This is a genomic window from Mesorhizobium sp. M6A.T.Cr.TU.017.01.1.1, assembly GCF_004023115.1.
Classification (GTDB): domain Bacteria; phylum Pseudomonadota; class Alphaproteobacteria; order Rhizobiales; family Rhizobiaceae; genus Mesorhizobium; species Mesorhizobium mediterraneum.
The window spans coordinates 1-17,266 of sequence record NZ_RZTA01000008.1 but is presented as its reverse complement, the minus strand read 5'-3'; the positions used below and the strand labels follow the sequence as shown (position 1 = coordinate 17,266).

The following is a 17,266-nucleotide window of genomic DNA, read 5'->3' as shown; positions in this document are numbered from 1 at the left end:
GGCGACAACATCACGGTCGATGTCGAGCTGATCGTGCCGATCGCCATGGAAGAGAAGCTGCGCTTCGCCATCCGTGAAGGCGGCCGCACCGTCGGTGCCGGCATCGTCGTCACCATCAAAGAGTAATTTGGACTTAAACCGATCTGTCGCGGGCGCTGCCCGCGCCGCGCCAGAACAAGGAAGTGACGCATGAACGGACAGAATATCCGCATCCGCCTGAAGGCGTTTGATCACCGGGTGCTTGACGCCTCGACGCGGGAAATCGTGTCGACGGCCAAGCGCACCGGCGCCAACGTCCGCGGCCCCATTCCGCTGCCGACGCGGATCGAAAAGTTCACGGTCAACCGGTCGCCTCACGTCGACAAGAAGAGCCGCGAGCAGTTCGAGATGCGCACGCACAAGCGTCTGCTCGATATCGTTGACCCGACCCCGCAGACGGTCGACGCTTTGATGAAGCTCGATCTTGCCGCCGGTGTCGACGTCGAGATCAAGCTCTAAGGAACCAGAGGGGCGGGGCGACCCGGAACTCTGAAGGAACAAGAGGCGTGGAGGGGCGACAGCCCCGACAGGGAACTCTAAAGGAATTGAACCGATGCGTTCAGGTGTGATTGCAAAGAAGGTGGGAATGACCCGCATCTACAACGATGCCGGGGAACATGTTCCCGTCACTGTTCTCCAGATGGAGAACTGCCAGGTCGTGGCGCAGCGCACGCAGGAGAAGAACGGCTATACCGCCGTCCAGCTCGGCGTTGGCCTTGCCAAGGTGAAGAACACGTCGAAGGCGATGCGCGGCCATTTCGCGACGGCTTCCGTCGAGCCGAAGGCCAAGGTTGCCGAATTCCGTGTCTCCGCCGACAACATGATCGATGTCGGCGCCGAGATCACCGTCGATCATTTCGTCGCCGGCCAGAAGGTCGATGTGACGGGAACCACGATCGGCAAGGGTTTCCAGGGCGTTATCAAGCGGCACCACATGGGCGGTGGCCGCGCGACCCACGGCAACTCGGTCTCGCACCGCACGCACGGCTCGACCGGCCAGCGCCAGGATCCGGGCAAGGTGTTCAAGGGCAAGCATATGGCTGGCCACATGGGTGACACCCGCGTCACAACGCAGAATGTCGAGGTCGTCTCGACCGATGCCGATCGCGGTCTGATCCTGATCCGCGGCGCGGTTCCTGGTTCGAAGGGTGCCTGGATCCTGGTCCGCGACGCGGCCAAGGTTGCGCTGCCGGCCAATGCGCCGAAGCCCGCCGCAATCCGCGCCATTGCGACCAATGATGGCGCCAAGAACGATGCCCCGGCCACCGTAGATGCCCCGGCCACAGAGGGAGCGGAATAATGGACCTCAAGATCACAACGCTTGGCGGCAAGGACGCCGGCAAGGTGAAACTCTCCGAGGAGATTTTCGGCCTTGATCCGCGCGAGGACATTCTGCAGCGCGTCGTGCGCTGGCAGCTTGCCAAGAAGCAGCAGGGCACGCACAAGACCAAGGGTCGCGCCGAGATCGCTCGGACCGGCGCCAAGATGTACAAGCAGAAGGGTACGGGCCGCGCCCGCCACCATTCGGCACGCGCTCCGCAGTTCCGCGGCGGCGGCAAGGCCCACGGTCCGGTCGTCCGCAGCCACGAGCACGATTTGCCGAAGAAGGTGCGTGCGCTGGGCCTCAAGCATGCTCTTTCGGCCAAGGCCAAGAGCGCATCGCTCATCATTATCGACGAGTTGATGATGACTGAGGCCAAGACCAAGGCGCTGATCGCGAATTTCGCGACGCTGGGCCTGTCCAACGCCCTGCTGATCGGCGGCGCCGAGCTCGACAAGAACTTCAAGCTGGCGGCGACGAACATCCCGAACATCGACGTGCTGCCCATCCAGGGCATCAACGTCTACGACATTCTGCGCCGCGGCACGCTGGTCCTCTCGAAGGCCGCCGTCGAGGCTCTCGAGGAGCGCTTCAAATGACCGACCTTCGTCACTACGACGTGATCGTCTCGCCGGCGATCACCGAAAAGTCGACCATGGCTTCCGAGCAGAACCAGGTCGTCTTCAACGTCGCCAAGAAGGCGTCGAAGCCGGAAATCAAGGCCGCCGTCGAAGCGCTGTTCGGCGTCAAGGTGATGGCCGTGAACACGCTTGTCCGCAAGGGCAAGATCAAGCGCTTCCGCGGCACGATCGGCCGCCAGAGCGACGTCAAGAAGGCGATTGTGACGCTGGCCGACGGCCAGTCGATCGACGTCGCGACGGGTCTCTGAGCAAGACCGCGAGGACAACAAACATGGCACTGAAAAAATTCAACCCGATAACGCCGAGCACCCGCCAGCTGGTCATCGTCGATCGCTCGGGCCTCTACAAGGGCAAGCCCGTCAAGGGCCTGACCGAAGGCCTGACCAAGTCGGGCGGCCGCAACAATTACGGCCGCATCACGGCCCGCTTCATCGGCGGCGGTCACAAGCGCACGTACCGCATCATCGACTTCAAGCGCCGCAAGTTCGACGTTGTCGGCACGGTCGAGCGTATTGAATACGATCCGAACCGCAGCGCCTTCATCGCGCTGATCAAGTATGACGATGGCGAGCTGTCCTACATCATCGCTCCGCAGCGCCTTGCTGCCGGCGACAAGATCGTGGCTGGCGAAGCGGTCGACGTGAAGCCGGGCAATGCGATGCCGCTGGCCTCGATGCCGGTCGGCACGATCGTCCACAACATCGAGCTGAAGCCGGGCAAGGGCGCCCAGGTTGCCCGTTCGGCTGGCGGCTACGCCCAACTCGTCGGCCGTGACCAGGGCATGGCGATCCTGCGCTTGAACTCAGGCGAGCAGCGTGTCGTCCACGGCTCGTGCATGGCCACTGTCGGCGCCGTATCCAACCCGGACCACGGCAACATCAATGACGGCAAGGCAGGCCGCACGGTGTGGCGGGGAAAACGTCCGCACAACCGCGGCGTGACCATGAACCCGGTCGACCATCCGCATGGCGGCGGCGAAGGCCGCACCTCGGGTGGCCGCCATCCGGTTTCGCCTTGGGGCAAGCCGACCAAGGGCAAGAAGACGCGGTCCAATAAGGCGACCGACAAGTTCATCCTGCGCTCGCGCCATCAGCGCAAGAGCTAAGAAGAGGTAACGCCAAGTGACTCGTTCGATTTGGAAAGGCCCCTTCATTGACGGCTACCTTCTCAAGAAGGTGGACAAGGTTCGTGAAGGTGGTCGCAATGAGGTGATCAAGATGTGGAGCCGTCGCTCCACCATCCTGCCGCAGTTCGTCGGCTTCACCTTCGGTGTCTACAACGGCCAGAAGCACGTTCCCGTTTCGGTGAACGAGGACATGGTCGGCCACAAGTTCGGTGAATTCGCTCCGACCCGGACCTATTACGGTCATGGCGCGGATAAGAAGGCGAAGAGGAAATAATCATGGGCAAGGCCAAAGCTCCGCGCAGGCTTGCTGACAACGAAGCGCGCGCCGTGTTGCGCACGATCCGTATCAGCCCGCAGAAGCTGAACCTCGTTGCCGCGCTGATCCGCGGCAAGAAGGTCGCGACAGCGCTTTCCGATCTCGAATTCTCGGCCAAGCGGATTTCCGGCACGGTCAAGAAGACGCTGGAATCGGCGATCGCCAACGCGGAAAACAACCACGACCTCGACGTCGATGCGCTGATCGTGGCGGAAGCCTATGTCGGCAAGTCGATCGTCATGAAGCGGTTCCATGCCCGTGGCCGTGGTCGCGCCAGCCGTATCGAGAAGCCGTTCTCGCACCTCACGATCGTCGTTCGTGAAGTCGAAGAAAAAGGGGAGGCCGCATAATGGGCCAGAAAGTCAATCCGATCGGTCTGCGTCTCGGCATCAACCGCACCTGGGATTCGCGCTGGTTCGCGAACACCGGCGAGTACGGCAAGCTGCTGCATGAGGACATCAAGATCCGCAAGTATCTTGAGAAGGAACTCAAGCAGGCTGCGATTTCGAAGGTCGTGATCGAGCGTCCGCACAAGAAGTGCCGCGTCACCATCCATGCGGCGCGTCCCGGTCTGATCATCGGCAAGAAGGGCGCCGACATCGAAAAGCTTCGCAAGAAGCTGATGGAGATGACGAAGTCTGAGACGCATTTGAACATCGTCGAGGTGCGCAAGCCCGAGATTGACGCGACGCTGGTCGCCCAGTCGATCGCCCAGCAGCTCGAGCGCCGCATCGCGTTCCGCCGCGCCATGAAGCGCGCCGTGCAGTCTGCGATGCGCCTCGGTGCCGAAGGCATCCGCATCAACTGCGCAGGCCGTCTCGGCGGCGCCGAGATCGCGCGCATGGAATGGTACCGCGAAGGTCGCGTGCCGCTGCATACGCTGCGCGCCGACGTCGACTACGGCACGGCCGAGGCGCACACCGCTTACGGCATCTGCGGCGTCAAGGTCTGGGTGTTCAAGGGCGAAATCCTCGAGCACGACCCGATGGCTTCGGAGCGCCGCGCGACCGAGGGCGATCATGCGCATGGCGGTGGTGGTGAGCGCGAACGCGGTCGCCGTCGCGAAAACGCCTGAGACAGTTGAGAATTTGGAGTTAGAACGATGCTGCAGCCAAAGCGCACAAAGTTCCGCAAGCAGTTCAAGGGTCGTATCCATGGTGCCGCAAAGGGTGGCACCAATCTGGATTTCGGCGGTTTCGGGCTGAAGGCGCTTGAGCCGAACCGCGTCACCGCGCGTGAGATCGAGGCGGCCCGCCGCGCGATCACTCGTGAGATGAAGCGCGCCGGCCGCGTCTGGATCCGTATCTTTCCGGACGTGCCGGTGACGTCGAAGCCGACCGAAGTCCGCATGGGCAAGGGCAAGGGCGCGGTCGATTACTGGGCGGCGCGCGTCAAGCCCGGCCGTATCATGTTCGAGATCGACGGCGTCAATGAGGAAACCGCCCGTGAGGCGCTGCGTCTCGGCGCGGCCAAGCTCTCGGTCAGGACGCGCTTCGTACAGCGCATCGCAGAATAAGGACGGGCTGATCATGAAAGCCGAAGACATCCGGACCAAGACCCAGGACCAGCTGACCGACGATCTGGCCAGCCTGAAGAAGGAGCAGTTCAACCTGCGCTTCCAGAAGGCCACCGGCCAGCTCGAGAAGACCGCGCGCGTGAGGCAGGTCCGCAAGGACATTGCGCGTATCAAGACCATCGCTGCGGAAAAATCCGCGGCTAAGAAGGCTTAAGGACGAAAACCATGCCAAAGCGCATTCTGCAGGGCACCGTCGTCAGCGACAAGAACGAGAAGACGGTTGTCGTCAAGGTCGAACGGCGCTTCACGCATCCCGTGATGAAGAAGACCGTGCGCATGACCAAGAAGTACAAGGCGCACGACGAGAACAACGCCCACAAGGTCGGCGATCAGGTGTTCATCCAGGAATCGAAGCCGATTTCCAAGGACAAGCGCTGGACCGTAGTGTCTTCGGACCAGGCGTAAACAACGAATTTTGGACAGACCGGGGAGGGGCTTTGAGCCCGTCCCGTTAGAAGAGAAGAAGGCGGCCAGTCATGATTCAGATGCAAACAAACCTCGACGTCGCGGATAATTCCGGCGCTCGTCGTGTCATGTGCATCAAGGTGCTGGGCGGCTCGAAGCGGAAATACGCTTCCGTGGGCGACATCATCGTGGTGTCGATCAAGGAAGCCATCCCGCGCGGCCGCGTCAAGAAGGGCGATGTGATGAAGGCGGTCGTGGTTCGCACGGCCAAGGACATCCGCCGCCCGGACGGCAGCGTGATCCGTTTCGACAAGAACGCGGCCGTTCTCGTCGACAACAAGAAAGAGCCAATCGGCACGCGTATCTTCGGACCGGTTCCGCGCGAACTCCGCGCCAAGAACCACATGAAGATCATCTCGCTCGCGCCTGAAGTGCTGTAAGGAGCCGGACCAATGCAGAAGATTAGAAAAGGCGACAAGGTCGTCGTGCTGGCCGGCAAGGACAAGGGCCGTTCGGGCGAAGTCCTCTCGGTACAGCCGAAGGAAGACACCGCGCTGGTGCGCGGCGTCAACATGATCCGTCGTCACCAGAAGCAGTCCCAGTCCCAAGAGGGCGGGATCATCACCAAGGAAGCGCCGATCCAGCTGTCGAACATCGCGCTGGCCGACCCCAAGGATGGCAAGCCGACCCGCGTCGGTTTCATCTTCCAGAAGGACGGCAAGAAGGTGCGCGTCGCCAAGCGCTCGGGAGAAGTCATCAATGGCTAAGTCTCAAACCAAGCAGGCGACTGCTCAGAACACGCCGCGCCTCAAGCAGGTCTACAACGAGACCATTCGCAAGGCGCTGCAGGAGCAGTTCGGCTACGAGAACGAGATGCAGGTTCCGCGCATCGACAAGATCGTGCTGAACATGGGCGTCGGCGAAGCCACCGGCGATTCGAAGAAGCCTTCGATCGCTGCGGAAGATCTTGCGATGATCGCCGGCCAGAAGGCCGTCGTCACCCACGCCCGCAATTCGATCGCCGGCTTCAAGGTCCGCGAAAAGATGCCGATCGGCGCCAAGGTCACGCTGCGCAAGGAACGCATGTACGAGTTCCTCGACCGCCTCGTGAACATCGCGCTGCCGCGCGTCCGCGACTTCCGCGGGCTCAATCCGAAGAGCTTCGATGGCCGTGGCAACTATGCCATGGGCATCAAGGAACACATCGTGTTCCCGGAGATCAACTACGACAAGGTTGATCAGATCTGGGGCATGGACGTCATCGTTTGTACGACTGCGAAGACGGACGACGAAGCCAGGGCATTGCTCAAGGCCTTCAACTTCCCCTTCCGCCAGTAACGGCAGCGAGAAAAGGAAAAAATCTGAAATGGCAAAGACCAGCTCAGTCGAGAAGAACAACAGGCGCCGCAAGCTTGTGGACCAGTACGCTGCCAAGCGTAAGGCCCTCAAGGCGATCATCATGGATCAGTCCAAGCCGATGGAAGAGCGCTTCCGCGCTCAGCTGAAGCTTGCGGCACTGCCGCGCAACTCGGCCAAGATCCGCATCCGCAACCGCTGCGAAGTCACCGGACGTCCGCGTGCCTACTATCGCAAGCTCAAAGTATCGCGCATCGCGCTTCGGGATCTCGGCAATAACGGCCAGATCCCGGGCCTGGTCAAGTCGAGCTGGTAAGGAGGACATAACATGTCATTGAGCGATCCTCTCGGCGATATGCTGACCCGCATCCGCAACGCCTATGGCCGCAAGAAGTCGAGCGTTTCGACGCCGGCTTCGCGCCTGCGTACCCGCGTCCTCGACGTGCTGAAGGCGGAAGGCTATATCCGCGACTACAGCCAGACCGACTTCGACAACGGCAAGTCCGAAATCGAGATCGAGCTGAAGTATTTCGACGGTGCGCCGGTCGTGCGCGAAATCGCCCGCGTCTCGAAGCCGGGCCGTCGCGTCTACGTTTCGGCGAAGTCGATCCCGCACGTCGCCAACGGCCTCGGCATCGCCATCCTTTCGACGCCGAAGGGCGTGATGGCCGACCACGAAGCGCGTGAACAGAATGTCGGCGGGGAAATCCTCTGCCAGATCTTCTGATCTGGCAGCGAGATCCCGAAAAGTGGTTACCGGTTTTCGGGCAAGATCTCGCTCGAAAATAGAGACCTGAAACAAGAGAAGTGACGAGGACAACAAAATGTCTCGTATTGGAAAGAAACCCGTTTCGCTGCCGCAGGGCGTGACCGCGACCGTTGACGGCCAGACCGTCACGGCGAAGGGCCCCAAGGGTGAGCTGAAGTTCGTGGTGAACGACGAAGTGCTGGTCAAGATGGAAGGCAGCGAGATCGCTGTCCAGCCGCGCGACCAGACCAAGACCGCCCGCTCCAAATGGGGTATGTCGCGCACGCAGATCGTCAATATCCTGCAGGGCGTCAAGGACGGCTTCGAAAAGAAGCTCGAGATCACCGGCGTCGGCTATCGCGCCGCCATGCAGGGCAAGAACCTGCAGCTTGCGCTCGGCTTCAGCCATGACGTCGTCTACGAAACGCCGCAGGACATCACGATCACCGTGCCGAAGCCGACGGAAATCACCGTGACCGGCATCGACAAGCAGAAGGTCGGCCAGGTTGCTGCCGAGATCCGCGAATATCGCGGTCCCGAGCCGTACAAGGGCAAGGGTGTTCGTTACGCTGGCGAGAAGATCGTCCGCAAGGAAGGCAAGAAGAAGTAATTTCAACGCCGCGGGGAGCGGTCGCGGGAGGCTTGTCCTACCGCACAGGGTTGCCCCCGTTTTTTGAAGGCAAGGAACTGATATCATGGGCTCGAAAGAATCCACCCAACGCCGCGCTCAGCGCGTCCGCCGCCAGATCAAGAAGGTCGCAGGCGAGCGTCCGCGCCTGTCGGTCCACCGCACGTCGAAGAACATCTACGTGCAGGTCATCGACGACGCCAAGGGCCACACCATCGCTGCCGCCTCGACGCTGGAGAAGGACCTCAAGGGTTCGCTCAAGACCGGTGCCGACACTGCCGCCGCAGTGGCAATCGGCAAGTTGATTGCCGAGCGCGCTTCGAAGGCCGGCGTCAAGGAAGTTGTCTTCGACCGCGGACCGTACATCTATCACGGCCGCGTCAAGGCACTGGCCGAGGCTGCCCGTGAAGGCGGCTTGAGCTTCTAAAAAGTTTCGCCCCCGGCAACCCCACAGAGGGAACCGGATATCATCATCAACCGTGCTTCCGGAAAAAAACAAGGAACAGGATATGGCACAGGAACGTAGGGATGGCGGCCGCGGCCGTGATCGCGAAGAGCGCGACGACGGCATGGTGGACAAGCTCGTCCACATCAACCGCGTCGCCAAGGTCGTCAAGGGCGGCCGGCGCTTCGGCTTTGCAGCACTCGTCGTCGTCGGCGACCAGAAGGGCCGCGTCGGCTTCGGTCATGGCAAGGCGCGCGAAGTGCCTGAGGCGATCCGCAAGGCGACCGAATCGGCCAAGCGCGACATGATCTTCGTGCCGCTGCGCTCGGGCCGTACGCTGCACCACGACGTCGAGGGACGTTGGGGAGCCGGACGCGTTCTGCTGCGCGCTGCCAAGCAGGGTACCGGCATCATCGCCGGCGGGCCGATGCGCGCCGTCTTCGAGACGCTAGGCATGCATGACGTGGTTGCCAAGTCGATGGGTTCGTCGAACCCGTACAACATGGTTCGCGCCACCTTCGACGCGCTGAAGAGCCAGATGCATCCCAAAGATGTGGCCGCTGCGCGCGGCATCAAGTATTCGACCCTTCAGGCCCGCCGCGGCACCGCCGTTGCGGCCGAAGAATAGTCGATCTGACCAGGGATTTTGACCATGGCCAAGAAAGCAACCAAGACCATCACCGTCGAGCAGATCGGTTCGCCGATCCGCCGGCCGAAGGAGCAGCGCGCGACGCTGGTCGGCCTCGGCCTCAACAAGATGCACAAGCAGCGCACGCTGGAGGACACCCCCTCCGTGCGCGGCATGATCGCTGCCGTCCAGCATCTCGTCCGCGTCGTGGACGAGGGCTGAGCCAGAGCGCAGGAGAACTCAGATGAAACTCAACGATCTGCGTGACAAGGACGGCGCGACGCATTCCAAGAAGCGTCTCGGCCGCGGCATCGGTTCCGGCTCGGGCAAGACCGCCGGTCGCGGCGTCAAGGGTCAGAAGGCGCGCTCCGGCGTCGCCATCAACGGCTTCGAGGGCGGCCAGATGCCGCTCTACCGGCGTCTGCCGAAGCGTGGCTTCAACAACATCTTCGCCAAGAGCTTCACTGTCGTGTCGCTGGCCCGCATCCAGGCCGCGCTCGACGCCAAGAAGCTCGACGCCAAGACGACTGTGACGGCCGAAGCGCTGGTCGCTGCCGGCGTCATTCGCCGCGTCAAGGACGGCGTGCGCATCCTCTCCGACGGCGACATCAAGTCGAAACTCGCCTTCGACGTGGCCGGCGCCTCCAAGGCTGCCATCGAGAAGATCGAAAAGGCCGGCGGTTCGGTGAAGCTGCCGGAAAAGGCAGCCGCCGAGTAACGTCGATTTGAAGCGCGATCGGCAAGAGTGGGATACGTTTCGCTTTTGATTGCGCTTTGATCCGACCAATATGGCGGCCGCGTCAACGCGGCCGCTTGCATGTTTGCAGTCCGGAGCTTATCTCGTGAGCTTCGGTGACACGCGCCGCCTGAGTTGCGGGCCATCGAGCGTGACCAAGCGGAGAATCAGGCATGGCTTCGGCTGCTGAACAACTAGCCTCGAATCTGAATTTCTCGGCCTTCGCCAAGGCGGAGGATCTGAAGAAGCGCATCTGGTTCACCATCGGTGCGCTGCTCGTCTACCGCCTCGGCACCTATATCCCGCTGCCCGGCATCAATCCCGACGCTTTCGCCCAGGCCTTCTCGTCGCAGAGCAAGGGCGTGCTCGGCATGTTCAACATGTTCGCCGGCGGCGCCGTGGAGCGCATGGCGATCTTTGCCCTCGGCATCATGCCCTATATCTCCGCTTCCATCATCATGCAGCTGATGACCTCCGTCATCCCGTCGCTGGAAGCGCTGAAGAAGGAAGGCGAGCAGGGCCGCAAGGTCATCAACCAGTACACGCGCTACGGCACCGTGCTTTTAGCGCTGGTCCAGGCCTATGGCATTTCGGTCGGACTGGAAGGCGGCAACGGCATCGTCAGCGATCCAGGCATGTTCTTCCGCGTCTCGACGGTCATCACGCTGGTCGGCGGCACCATGTTCCTGATGTGGCTCGGCGAGCAGATCACCGCCCGCGGCATCGGCAACGGCATTTCGCTGATCATCTTTTCCGGCATCGTCGCCGGCCTGCCGCAAGCCATCTCCGGTACGCTGGAACTTGGCCGCACCGGCGCGCTGTCGACCGGCCTGATCCTGGCGATCATCGTTCTCGCCGTCGTCGTCATCGCGCTGATCGTGTTCTTCGAGCGCGCCCAGCGGCGCTTGCTGATCCAGTATCCGAAGCGCCAGGTCGGCAACCGCATGTTCCAGGGCGACACTTCGCACCTGCCGCTCAAGCTCAATACGGCCGGCGTCATTCCGCCGATCTTCGCCTCTTCGCTGCTGTTGCTGCCGGCGACGGTCGCAGGCTTCTCGCAGACCACCAACATGCCAGCCTGGGCCAGCACCGTGCTCGCGGCACTCGGCCATGGCCAGCCGCTCTACATGGCGTTCTATGCGGCGATGATCGTGTTTTTCGCCTTCTTCTATACGGCGATCGTCTTCAACCCGAAGGACACCGCCGACCAGCTCAAGAAGCATTCGGGTTTCATTCCGGGCTACCGTCCGGGCGAGCGCACGGCCGATTACATCGACTATGTTCTCACCCGCATCACCGTCGTCGGCGCCATCTATCTGGTGCTGGTGTGTCTGCTGCCCGAGTTCCTGATTTCAGCGACTGGCGTACCATTCTACCTCGGTGGCACATCGCTTCTGATCGTGGTCAGTGTAACGCTCGATACGGTGGCGCAGATTCAGGGTCACCTGATCGCGCATCAGTATGAGGGCCTGATCAAGAAGTCGAAGCTGCGCGGGGGGAAAAAGGCCAGATGAGGTTGATATTGCTTGGACCGCCAGGGGCGGGCAAGGGGACGCAAGCACAAAGACTGGTAGAAAAATACGGCATACCCCAACTCTCCACGGGCGATATGCTGCGCGCTGCTGTCCAGGCCGGCACCGATGTCGGCAAACGCGCCAAGGCGGTGATGGACGCGGGCGAACTGGTCTCCGACGCCATCGTCAACGCCATCGTGGCCGAGCGGATCGATCAGGCCGATTGCGCCGGGGGATTCATCCTTGACGGATACCCGCGAACCTTGGTGCAAGCGGACGCGGTTGAATCGATGCTCTCGGATCGCGGCCTCACGCTCGACGCTGTCATCGAACTCGTCGTCGACGACAAGGCACTGGTTGGTCGAATCGGCAAGCGCGCCGAACAGGCCAAGGCCGCGGGTCTGCCGGTACGCAAAGACGACAATCCGGCGGTGTTCGAAGAGCGCCTGAGGGAGTACTACAAGAAAACGTCGCCGCTGATCGGCTACTACTATGCCAAGGGCAAGCTGAGAGGTGTCGACGGAATGGCCGACATTGATGCGGTGACGCAACAGATCGAAGTGGTGCTCGCGGCCGCGACCCAAGGGGCGGCAAACGGAAAATAAACGATTACGCTTGACTGGAGCGGCTCGCTGGGGTATGGCGGCCCGTCTTCCTATCAGGCATGAGGCTTGCTTGCCCGCAAGGGCAAGGCAGCCGCTTTGAACTGGAAACTCCCGCATGGGCCGGCCTCCACCGGACGCGGGGCAACTTTGATAGCGCCGGCTTGTCCGGCCCACATGGAGAAGAGAAGAACATGGCTCGTATAGCTGGCGTTAACATTCCGACCAACAAGCGCGTCGTCATTGCGCTTCAGTACATTCACGGCATTGGCAAGAACTTCGCCCAGGAGATCGTCGACAAGGTCGGCATCCCGGCCGAGCGCCGCGTCAACCAGCTGACCGACGCGGAAGTGCTGCAGATCCGCGAGACGATCGACCGCGACTATCAGGTCGAGGGCGATCTGCGCCGCGAAGTGTCGATGAACATCAAGCGGCTCATGGACCTCGGCTGCTATCGCGGCCTGCGTCATCGCCGCTCGCTGCCGGTTCGCGGCCAGCGCACGCACACCAATGCGCGCACCCGCAAGGGCCCGGCCAAGTCGATCGCCGGCAAGAAGAAGTAATTTAGGGGAATATGGGAGTAGGGCAGTAAGGCAGTATGTAATGCGGCGCGGTTCGTCTGCGGCCAGACATACTCCCTACTGCCCTATTCCCCTACTCCCTTAGCAAGGTGGAGCCGCTGGCATTACGGCGGTGTAGAGATCAACTGAAAGGACCATCATGGCCAAGGAAGCCACACGTGTTCGCCGTCGCGAACGCAAGAATATCTCGTCGGGCGTTGCCCACGTCAACTCGACCTTCAACAACACGATGATCACCATCACCGACGCGCAGGGCAATTCGATTGCCTGGTCGTCGGCGGGAGCCCAGGGCTTCAAGGGGTCTCGCAAGTCGACGCCGTTCGCTGCCCAGATGGCTGCCGAAGACGTCGCCAAGAAGGCCCAGGAACACGGCATGCGCATGCTCGAGGTCGAGGTCTGCGGACCCGGCTCCGGTCGTGAATCGGCGCTGCGCGCGCTGCAGGCAGCCGGCTTCACCATCACCTCGATCCGTGATGTGACGCCGATCCCGCACAATGGCTGCCGCCCGCGCAAGAAGCGCCGCGTCTAAAGCATGTCGCCCAAAAGTGCGCAGCGGTTTTGGGGCAACGACATGCATAAAAACAGAGACCTAAAGCGCGACGCGCTTTAGGAAATTACCGAACGCCGCGCGAACGCCCAGTTGCGTTCCTCCACGGCATTCCAGGTCGCCCGCCACGATTGGATGGTGGCGGGTCAACGGAAGGAAAGTATTATGATCCAGAAAAATTGGCAGGAACTGATCAAGCCGAACAAGATCGAGTTTTCGTCGAAGAAGAAGACGCTGACCACGCTGGTCGCCGAGCCGCTCGAGCGCGGCTTTGGTCTTACCCTCGGCAATGCGCTGCGTCGCGTGCTTCTGTCTTCGTTGCGTGGCGCGGCTGTGACCGCCGTGCAGATCGACGGCGTTCTGCATGAATTCTCGTCCATCGCCGGCGTGCGCGAGGACGTGACCGACATCGTCTTGAACATCAAGGAAATCGCCATCCGCATGGAAGGCGACGGCCCCAAGCGCATGGTCGTGCGCAAGCAGGGACCGGGCGCCGTTCTCGCCGGCGACATCCAGACGGTCGGCGACGTCGAGATCCTCAACCCCGACCACGTCATCTGCACGCTGGACGAAGGCGCTGAAATCCGCATGGAGTTCACCGTCGATACCGGCAAGGGCTACGTTCCGGCCGACCGCAATCGCGCCGAAGACGCGCCGATCGGCCTCATCCCGGTCGACAGCCTCTACTCGCCGGTCAAGAAGGTTTCCTACAAGGTCGAGAACACCCGCGAGGGCCAGGTTCTCGACTATGACAAGCTGACCATGACGATCGACACCGACGGTTCGATCTCGGGCGAGGACGCGGTGGCTTTCGCCGCTCGCATCCTGCAGGATCAGCTTGGCCTGTTCGTCAATTTCGACGAGCCGCAGAAGGAAGTCGCCGCCGAGCAGGTGACCGAGCTTGCCTTCAACCCGGCGCTGCTCAAGAAGGTCGACGAGCTCGAGCTTTCGGTGCGTTCGGCCAACTGCCTGAAGAACGACAACATCGTCTATATCGGCGACCTGATCCAGAAGACCGAAGCCGAGATGCTGCGCACCCCGAACTTCGGCCGCAAGTCGCTGAACGAGATCAAGGAAGTCTTGGCGGCGATGGGCCTGCACCTCGGCATGGAAGTGCCGGATTGGCCGCCGGAAAACATCGAAGACCTCGCCAAGCGTTACGAAGATCAATATTGAGCATGATCCCGAAAAGTTGCAGACTTTTCGGGCAAGATCATGCGGCTAACCAACTGAGGCTGTGGCCTCTTGAACCCGGAATGAAGGAGAAGAGCCATGCGCCACGGATTTAAAGGCCGCCGGTTCGCCCGCAGCATAAGCCATCGCAAATCGATGTTTGCCAACCTTGCCGTATCGCTCATCGAGCATGAGCAGATCCTCACCACATTGCCGAAGGCGAAGGATCTGCGTCCGATCGTCGAGAAGCTGGTGACGCTCGGCAAGCGCGGTGATCTGCATGCCCGCCGTCAGGTGATTGCCCAGATCGGCAATGAAGGCGTCGTCAAGCGTCTGTTCGACACGATCGCGCCGCGCTACGCCACCCGCAACGGCGGTTATCTGCGCATCATGAAGGCGGGCTTCCGCCACGGTGACAATGCCGCCATGGCGGTCATCGAGTTCGTCGATCGCGACACCTCGGCCAAAGGCGCCGGCGACCGTGCCCGCATCGAGGCCGAAGGCACCGACGAGGAAGCCGCAGCTGCATAAGCTTCGGTTTCTCCTGAGTGAGTTTAAGGGGCCTGCGGGCCCCTTTTCGCATTCCGGAAGCGGCAAGGAGCATTTGCTGCGACTTCTTGGCTCAGCTCATGCCTTTCCGCCCAAAATAATCGGATTTCAGCGCCTTAGCCTTTCATTTTGCACAATCGTCGGGACAATGGCGCCCGACCCGGAGGATTCGGAATGCACGTAAAACGGCTGTCCCTTGTTCTACTCTGCGCCTTGATGGCGCTGGCAGTCGTGCCGGCGGCCAGGCAGGCGCTGGCGCAGGACACCAAAGCCGATCCCGGCCTGTCCGATGTGCTGACCGACCTGCTGCGCGGCGCCGAAGGCGAAAATGCCACCTCCGGTCCAGACAAGCGCGTGCCATTCGGCCGCGAGGAGGTGCAACTGTCCTTCGCGCCGCTGGTCAAGCAGACGGCGCCGGCCGTGGTCAATGTCTATGCCTCGCAAACGGCCAAGATGAGATCGCCCTTCGACGGCGATCCGTTCTTCGAAGAGTTCTTCGGCCGTTCGCAGCCGCGTGCGCAGTCCTCGCTCGGCTCCGGCGTGCTGGTCGATCCGACGGGCATAGTGGTCACCAATTTCCACGTCATCAAGGATGCCGATCAGGTCAAGGTCGCTACCGCGGACGGGCGTGAATTCGACAGCAAGGTGCTGCTCAAGGACGAGACGCTTGACCTCGCTGTGCTCAAGATCTCCGCCGACAAGCCATTTCCGGTCGTCGCCATCGGTGATTCCGATGCGCTCGAGGTTGGCGACCTGTTGCTGGCCATCGGCAATCCCTTCGGTGTCGGCCAGACCACAACCAGCGGCATTGTTTCGGCGCTTGCCCGCAGCCACATCGGCGTTTCCGATTCCAGTTTCTTCATCCAGACCGACGCCGCGATCAATCCCGGCAACTCCGGCGGCGCGCTGATCAACATGGGCGGCCAGCTCGTCGGCATCAACACGGCGATCTACAGCCGTAGCGGCGGCTCGATCGGCATCGGCTTTGCTATTCCTTCCAACATGGTTCGCGCTTTTGCCGATGCGGCCAAGGCCGGGCGCGACTTCTTCGAGCGGCCCTATATCGGCGCCGAATTCGAGCGCGTGACGCCGCAGATCGCCGAATCGCTCGGCATGGAGACCTCGACCGGCGCGCTGGTCTCGTCTGTCGAAGCAGCAGGGCCGGCGGCCACGGCGGGGCTCAAGGCCGGTGACGTCGTGTTGTCGCTCAACGGCACGCCGGTCGAGAGTATCGAGGCGCTGGATTACCGGATGGCGACGCTGTCGATCGGCACCAGTGCCAGCTTCGCCGTGCTGAGCAAAGGCCAGCAAGCGACGATGGACATCGCGCTGCAGCGCGCTCCGGAAGGTGCAAAACTTGCGGAAGTGACGCTGCGCGGCCGCAGCCCGTTTTCCGGTGCCAAGGTTGCTGAACTGTCGCCTCGGCTCGCTCAGCGGCTAGGCATGCGCACGGATGCCAAGGGCGTTACCGTGATCGACATCAATCGTGGCTCACCCGCAGCCGGCTTCGGCTTCCAGCCGGGCGACATCGTTCGCGAGGTCAATGGCTTGACCATCGATACCGCAGCGACCCTGGAACAGGCATCCATGCAGGAGACTCGCTGGTGGCGCTTTACCGTCGAGCGAGGCGGGCAGATACTGCGCCAGGTGTTGCGTTACTAAGCCCGAACTCGATCCTTCGGACGAGATCGCGCTCCAACGAAAAGAAGTGCATGGCCGATCTGTTCAGTGTCGATGAACCGGAAAAAGCGCCGCCCGGCAGGCCGCTGGCCGACCGACTGCGCCCGAAGAACCTTGCCGAGGTCGTTGGCCAGGAGCATCTGACCGGGCCTGACGGCGCACTGACGCGGCTCATCGGCTCAGGCTCGCTCGGCTCGATGATCTTCTGGGGGCCGCCGGGGACGGGCAAGACTACCGTCGCGCGGTTGCTTGCCGGCGAAACCAGCCTTGCCTTCGAGCAGATATCGGCGGTGTTTTCCGGCGTCGCCGATTTGAAAAAAGTGTTCGAGACGGCGAAGCTGCGTCGCACCAATGGCCGTCAGACGCTGCTTTTCGTCGACGAGATCCATCGCTTCAACCGCGCCCAGCAGGACAGTTTTCTGCCTGTGATGGAAGATGGCACTGTCGTGCTGGTTGGCGCCACCACCGAGAACCCGTCCTTCGAGCTGAATGCCGCGCTGTTGTCCCGCGCCCGCGTGCTGGTCTTCCATTCGCTCGGTGAGGACAGCATCGCCAAGCTGCTGGCGCGGGCGGAGGAGACCGAGGGCAGGGAGCTGCCGCTCGACGACGAGGCGAGGGCGATGCTCGTCCGCATGAGCGATGGCGATGGTCGCGC

The 17,266-nt window shown here is 62.0% G+C and carries 29 protein-coding genes and 1 pseudogene; all 30 read left to right on the top strand.

All coding sequences use genetic code 11. The features are described from left to right. Positions 1-126: pseudogene (gene tuf, locus EOB36_RS04095) on the top strand (elongation factor Tu); the annotation flags it as partial. A gap of 63 nt (positions 127-189) precedes the next feature. Next, positions 190-498, top strand: coding sequence for a 30S ribosomal protein S10 (rpsJ, locus tag EOB36_RS04090; protein WP_006205468.1), 309 nt, complete (start codon positions 190-192; stop codon positions 496-498). Between the two features lie 94 nt (positions 499-592). Next, a complete protein-coding gene (rplC, locus tag EOB36_RS04085) occupies positions 593-1,339 on the top strand; it encodes a 50S ribosomal protein L3 (RefSeq protein ID WP_095488565.1) in 747 nt (248 codons plus the stop codon). Further along, a complete protein-coding gene (gene rplD / locus EOB36_RS04080; RefSeq protein WP_126106700.1) occupies positions 1,339-1,959 on the top strand; it encodes a 50S ribosomal protein L4 in 621 nt (206 codons plus the stop codon). The genes rplC and rplD overlap by 1 nt, the downstream gene beginning before the upstream one ends. After that, positions 1,956-2,249, top strand: a complete 294-nt coding sequence (locus tag EOB36_RS04075; protein ID WP_010909275.1) for a 50S ribosomal protein L23 — start codon at positions 1,956-1,958, stop codon at positions 2,247-2,249. The genes rplD and EOB36_RS04075 overlap by 4 nt, the downstream gene beginning before the upstream one ends. 23 nt (positions 2,250-2,272) lie before the next feature. Next, a complete protein-coding gene (gene rplB / locus EOB36_RS04070; RefSeq protein ID WP_095488566.1) occupies positions 2,273-3,106 on the top strand; it encodes a 50S ribosomal protein L2 in 834 nt (277 codons plus the stop codon). A 16-nt stretch (positions 3,107-3,122) separates the two neighbouring features. Beyond that, positions 3,123-3,401, top strand: coding sequence for a 30S ribosomal protein S19 (rpsS, locus tag EOB36_RS04065; protein ID WP_006205463.1), 279 nt, complete (start codon positions 3,123-3,125; stop codon positions 3,399-3,401). A gap of 2 nt (positions 3,402-3,403) precedes the next feature. Further along, entirely contained in the window at positions 3,404-3,793 is a 390-nt protein-coding gene (gene rplV / locus EOB36_RS04060; protein ID WP_006205462.1) for a 50S ribosomal protein L22, read from the top strand. Then, complete coding sequence (rpsC, locus tag EOB36_RS04055) at positions 3,793-4,518, top strand: 30S ribosomal protein S3 (protein WP_095488567.1); 726 nt, start codon at positions 3,793-3,795, stop codon at positions 4,516-4,518. The genes rplV and rpsC overlap by 1 nt, the downstream gene beginning before the upstream one ends. Positions 4,519-4,545: 27 nt before the next feature. Continuing rightward, complete coding sequence (gene rplP, locus EOB36_RS04050; protein ID WP_023799290.1) at positions 4,546-4,959, top strand: 50S ribosomal protein L16; 414 nt, start codon at positions 4,546-4,548, stop codon at positions 4,957-4,959. 13 nt (positions 4,960-4,972) lie between these two features. Then, positions 4,973-5,173 carry a 50S ribosomal protein L29 gene (rpmC, locus tag EOB36_RS04045; protein WP_006205459.1) on the top strand — a complete coding sequence of 67 codons (201 nt, stop codon included), beginning with the start codon at positions 4,973-4,975 and terminating at the stop codon, positions 5,171-5,173. An 11-nt stretch (positions 5,174-5,184) separates the two neighbouring features. Beyond that, the gene (rpsQ, locus tag EOB36_RS04040) at positions 5,185-5,424 is read left to right on the top strand and encodes a 30S ribosomal protein S17 (protein WP_023799288.1); all 240 of its coding nucleotides are present in this window, start codon (positions 5,185-5,187) and stop codon (positions 5,422-5,424) included. A 71-nt stretch (positions 5,425-5,495) separates the two neighbouring features. Next, positions 5,496-5,864, top strand: a complete 369-nt coding sequence (gene rplN, locus EOB36_RS04035) for a 50S ribosomal protein L14 (protein ID WP_006205457.1) — start codon at positions 5,496-5,498, stop codon at positions 5,862-5,864. Positions 5,865-5,876: 12 nt separating this feature from the next. Next, positions 5,877-6,191 (top strand): 50S ribosomal protein L24, encoded by a 315-nt coding sequence (gene rplX, locus EOB36_RS04030; protein ID WP_013531428.1) that lies wholly within the window; start codon positions 5,877-5,879, stop codon positions 6,189-6,191. Then, positions 6,184-6,762 carry a 50S ribosomal protein L5 gene (gene rplE, locus EOB36_RS04025; protein ID WP_095488568.1) on the top strand — a complete coding sequence of 193 codons (579 nt, stop codon included), beginning with the start codon at positions 6,184-6,186 and terminating at the stop codon, positions 6,760-6,762. The genes rplX and rplE overlap by 8 nt, the downstream gene beginning before the upstream one ends. A 28-nt stretch (positions 6,763-6,790) precedes the next feature. Beyond that, entirely contained in the window at positions 6,791-7,096 is a 306-nt protein-coding gene (rpsN, locus tag EOB36_RS04020; RefSeq protein ID WP_029352223.1) for a 30S ribosomal protein S14, read from the top strand. A 12-nt stretch (positions 7,097-7,108) separates the two neighbouring features. Further along, entirely contained in the window at positions 7,109-7,507 is a 399-nt protein-coding gene (gene rpsH, locus EOB36_RS04015; protein WP_006205453.1) for a 30S ribosomal protein S8, read from the top strand. A gap of 97 nt (positions 7,508-7,604) precedes the next feature. After that, a complete protein-coding gene (gene rplF / locus EOB36_RS04010; protein WP_023799285.1) occupies positions 7,605-8,138 on the top strand; it encodes a 50S ribosomal protein L6 in 534 nt (177 codons plus the stop codon). Between the two features lie 85 nt (positions 8,139-8,223). Next, the gene (rplR, locus tag EOB36_RS04005) at positions 8,224-8,583 is read left to right on the top strand and encodes a 50S ribosomal protein L18 (protein ID WP_029352225.1); all 360 of its coding nucleotides are present in this window, start codon (positions 8,224-8,226) and stop codon (positions 8,581-8,583) included. A gap of 82 nt (positions 8,584-8,665) precedes the next feature. Beyond that, entirely contained in the window at positions 8,666-9,229 is a 564-nt protein-coding gene (gene rpsE / locus EOB36_RS04000) for a 30S ribosomal protein S5 (protein WP_006333394.1), read from the top strand. Positions 9,230-9,253: 24 nt separating this feature from the next. Then, complete coding sequence (gene rpmD, locus EOB36_RS03995; RefSeq protein ID WP_006205449.1) at positions 9,254-9,451, top strand: 50S ribosomal protein L30; 198 nt, start codon at positions 9,254-9,256, stop codon at positions 9,449-9,451. Positions 9,452-9,473: 22 nt separating this feature from the next. After that, positions 9,474-9,947: a 50S ribosomal protein L15 gene (rplO, locus tag EOB36_RS03990; RefSeq protein WP_095488569.1), complete on the top strand. Its 474-nt coding sequence runs from the start codon at positions 9,474-9,476 to the stop codon at positions 9,945-9,947. 191 nt (positions 9,948-10,138) lie between these two features. Then, the gene (secY, locus tag EOB36_RS03985; protein WP_095488570.1) at positions 10,139-11,479 is read left to right on the top strand and encodes a preprotein translocase subunit SecY; all 1,341 of its coding nucleotides are present in this window, start codon (positions 10,139-10,141) and stop codon (positions 11,477-11,479) included. After that, the gene (locus tag EOB36_RS03980) at positions 11,476-12,084 is read left to right on the top strand and encodes an adenylate kinase (RefSeq protein ID WP_127205468.1); all 609 of its coding nucleotides are present in this window, start codon (positions 11,476-11,478) and stop codon (positions 12,082-12,084) included. The genes secY and EOB36_RS03980 overlap by 4 nt, the downstream gene beginning before the upstream one ends. Before the next feature lie 191 nt (positions 12,085-12,275). Next, positions 12,276-12,644 (top strand): 30S ribosomal protein S13, encoded by a 369-nt coding sequence (gene rpsM / locus EOB36_RS03975; protein WP_029352234.1) that lies wholly within the window; start codon positions 12,276-12,278, stop codon positions 12,642-12,644. A 157-nt stretch (positions 12,645-12,801) separates the two neighbouring features. Beyond that, positions 12,802-13,191, top strand: coding sequence for a 30S ribosomal protein S11 (gene rpsK / locus EOB36_RS03970; RefSeq protein WP_023799279.1), 390 nt, complete (start codon positions 12,802-12,804; stop codon positions 13,189-13,191). A gap of 183 nt (positions 13,192-13,374) precedes the next feature. Further along, a complete protein-coding gene (locus EOB36_RS03965) occupies positions 13,375-14,385 on the top strand; it encodes a DNA-directed RNA polymerase subunit alpha (protein ID WP_023799278.1) in 1,011 nt (336 codons plus the stop codon). Positions 14,386-14,481: 96 nt separating this feature from the next. Beyond that, on the top strand, positions 14,482-14,913 hold the full coding sequence (gene rplQ, locus EOB36_RS03960) for a 50S ribosomal protein L17 (RefSeq protein WP_023799277.1): 432 nt from the start codon (positions 14,482-14,484) through the stop codon (positions 14,911-14,913). Positions 14,914-15,105: 192 nt separating this feature from the next. Then, complete coding sequence (locus EOB36_RS03955) at positions 15,106-16,593, top strand: DegQ family serine endoprotease (RefSeq protein ID WP_127205467.1); 1,488 nt, start codon at positions 15,106-15,108, stop codon at positions 16,591-16,593. A gap of 50 nt (positions 16,594-16,643) precedes the next feature. Beyond that, positions 16,644-17,266 (top strand): AAA family ATPase (locus EOB36_RS03950; protein WP_128284345.1); only part of this gene is annotated, 623 nt, incomplete at its 3' end.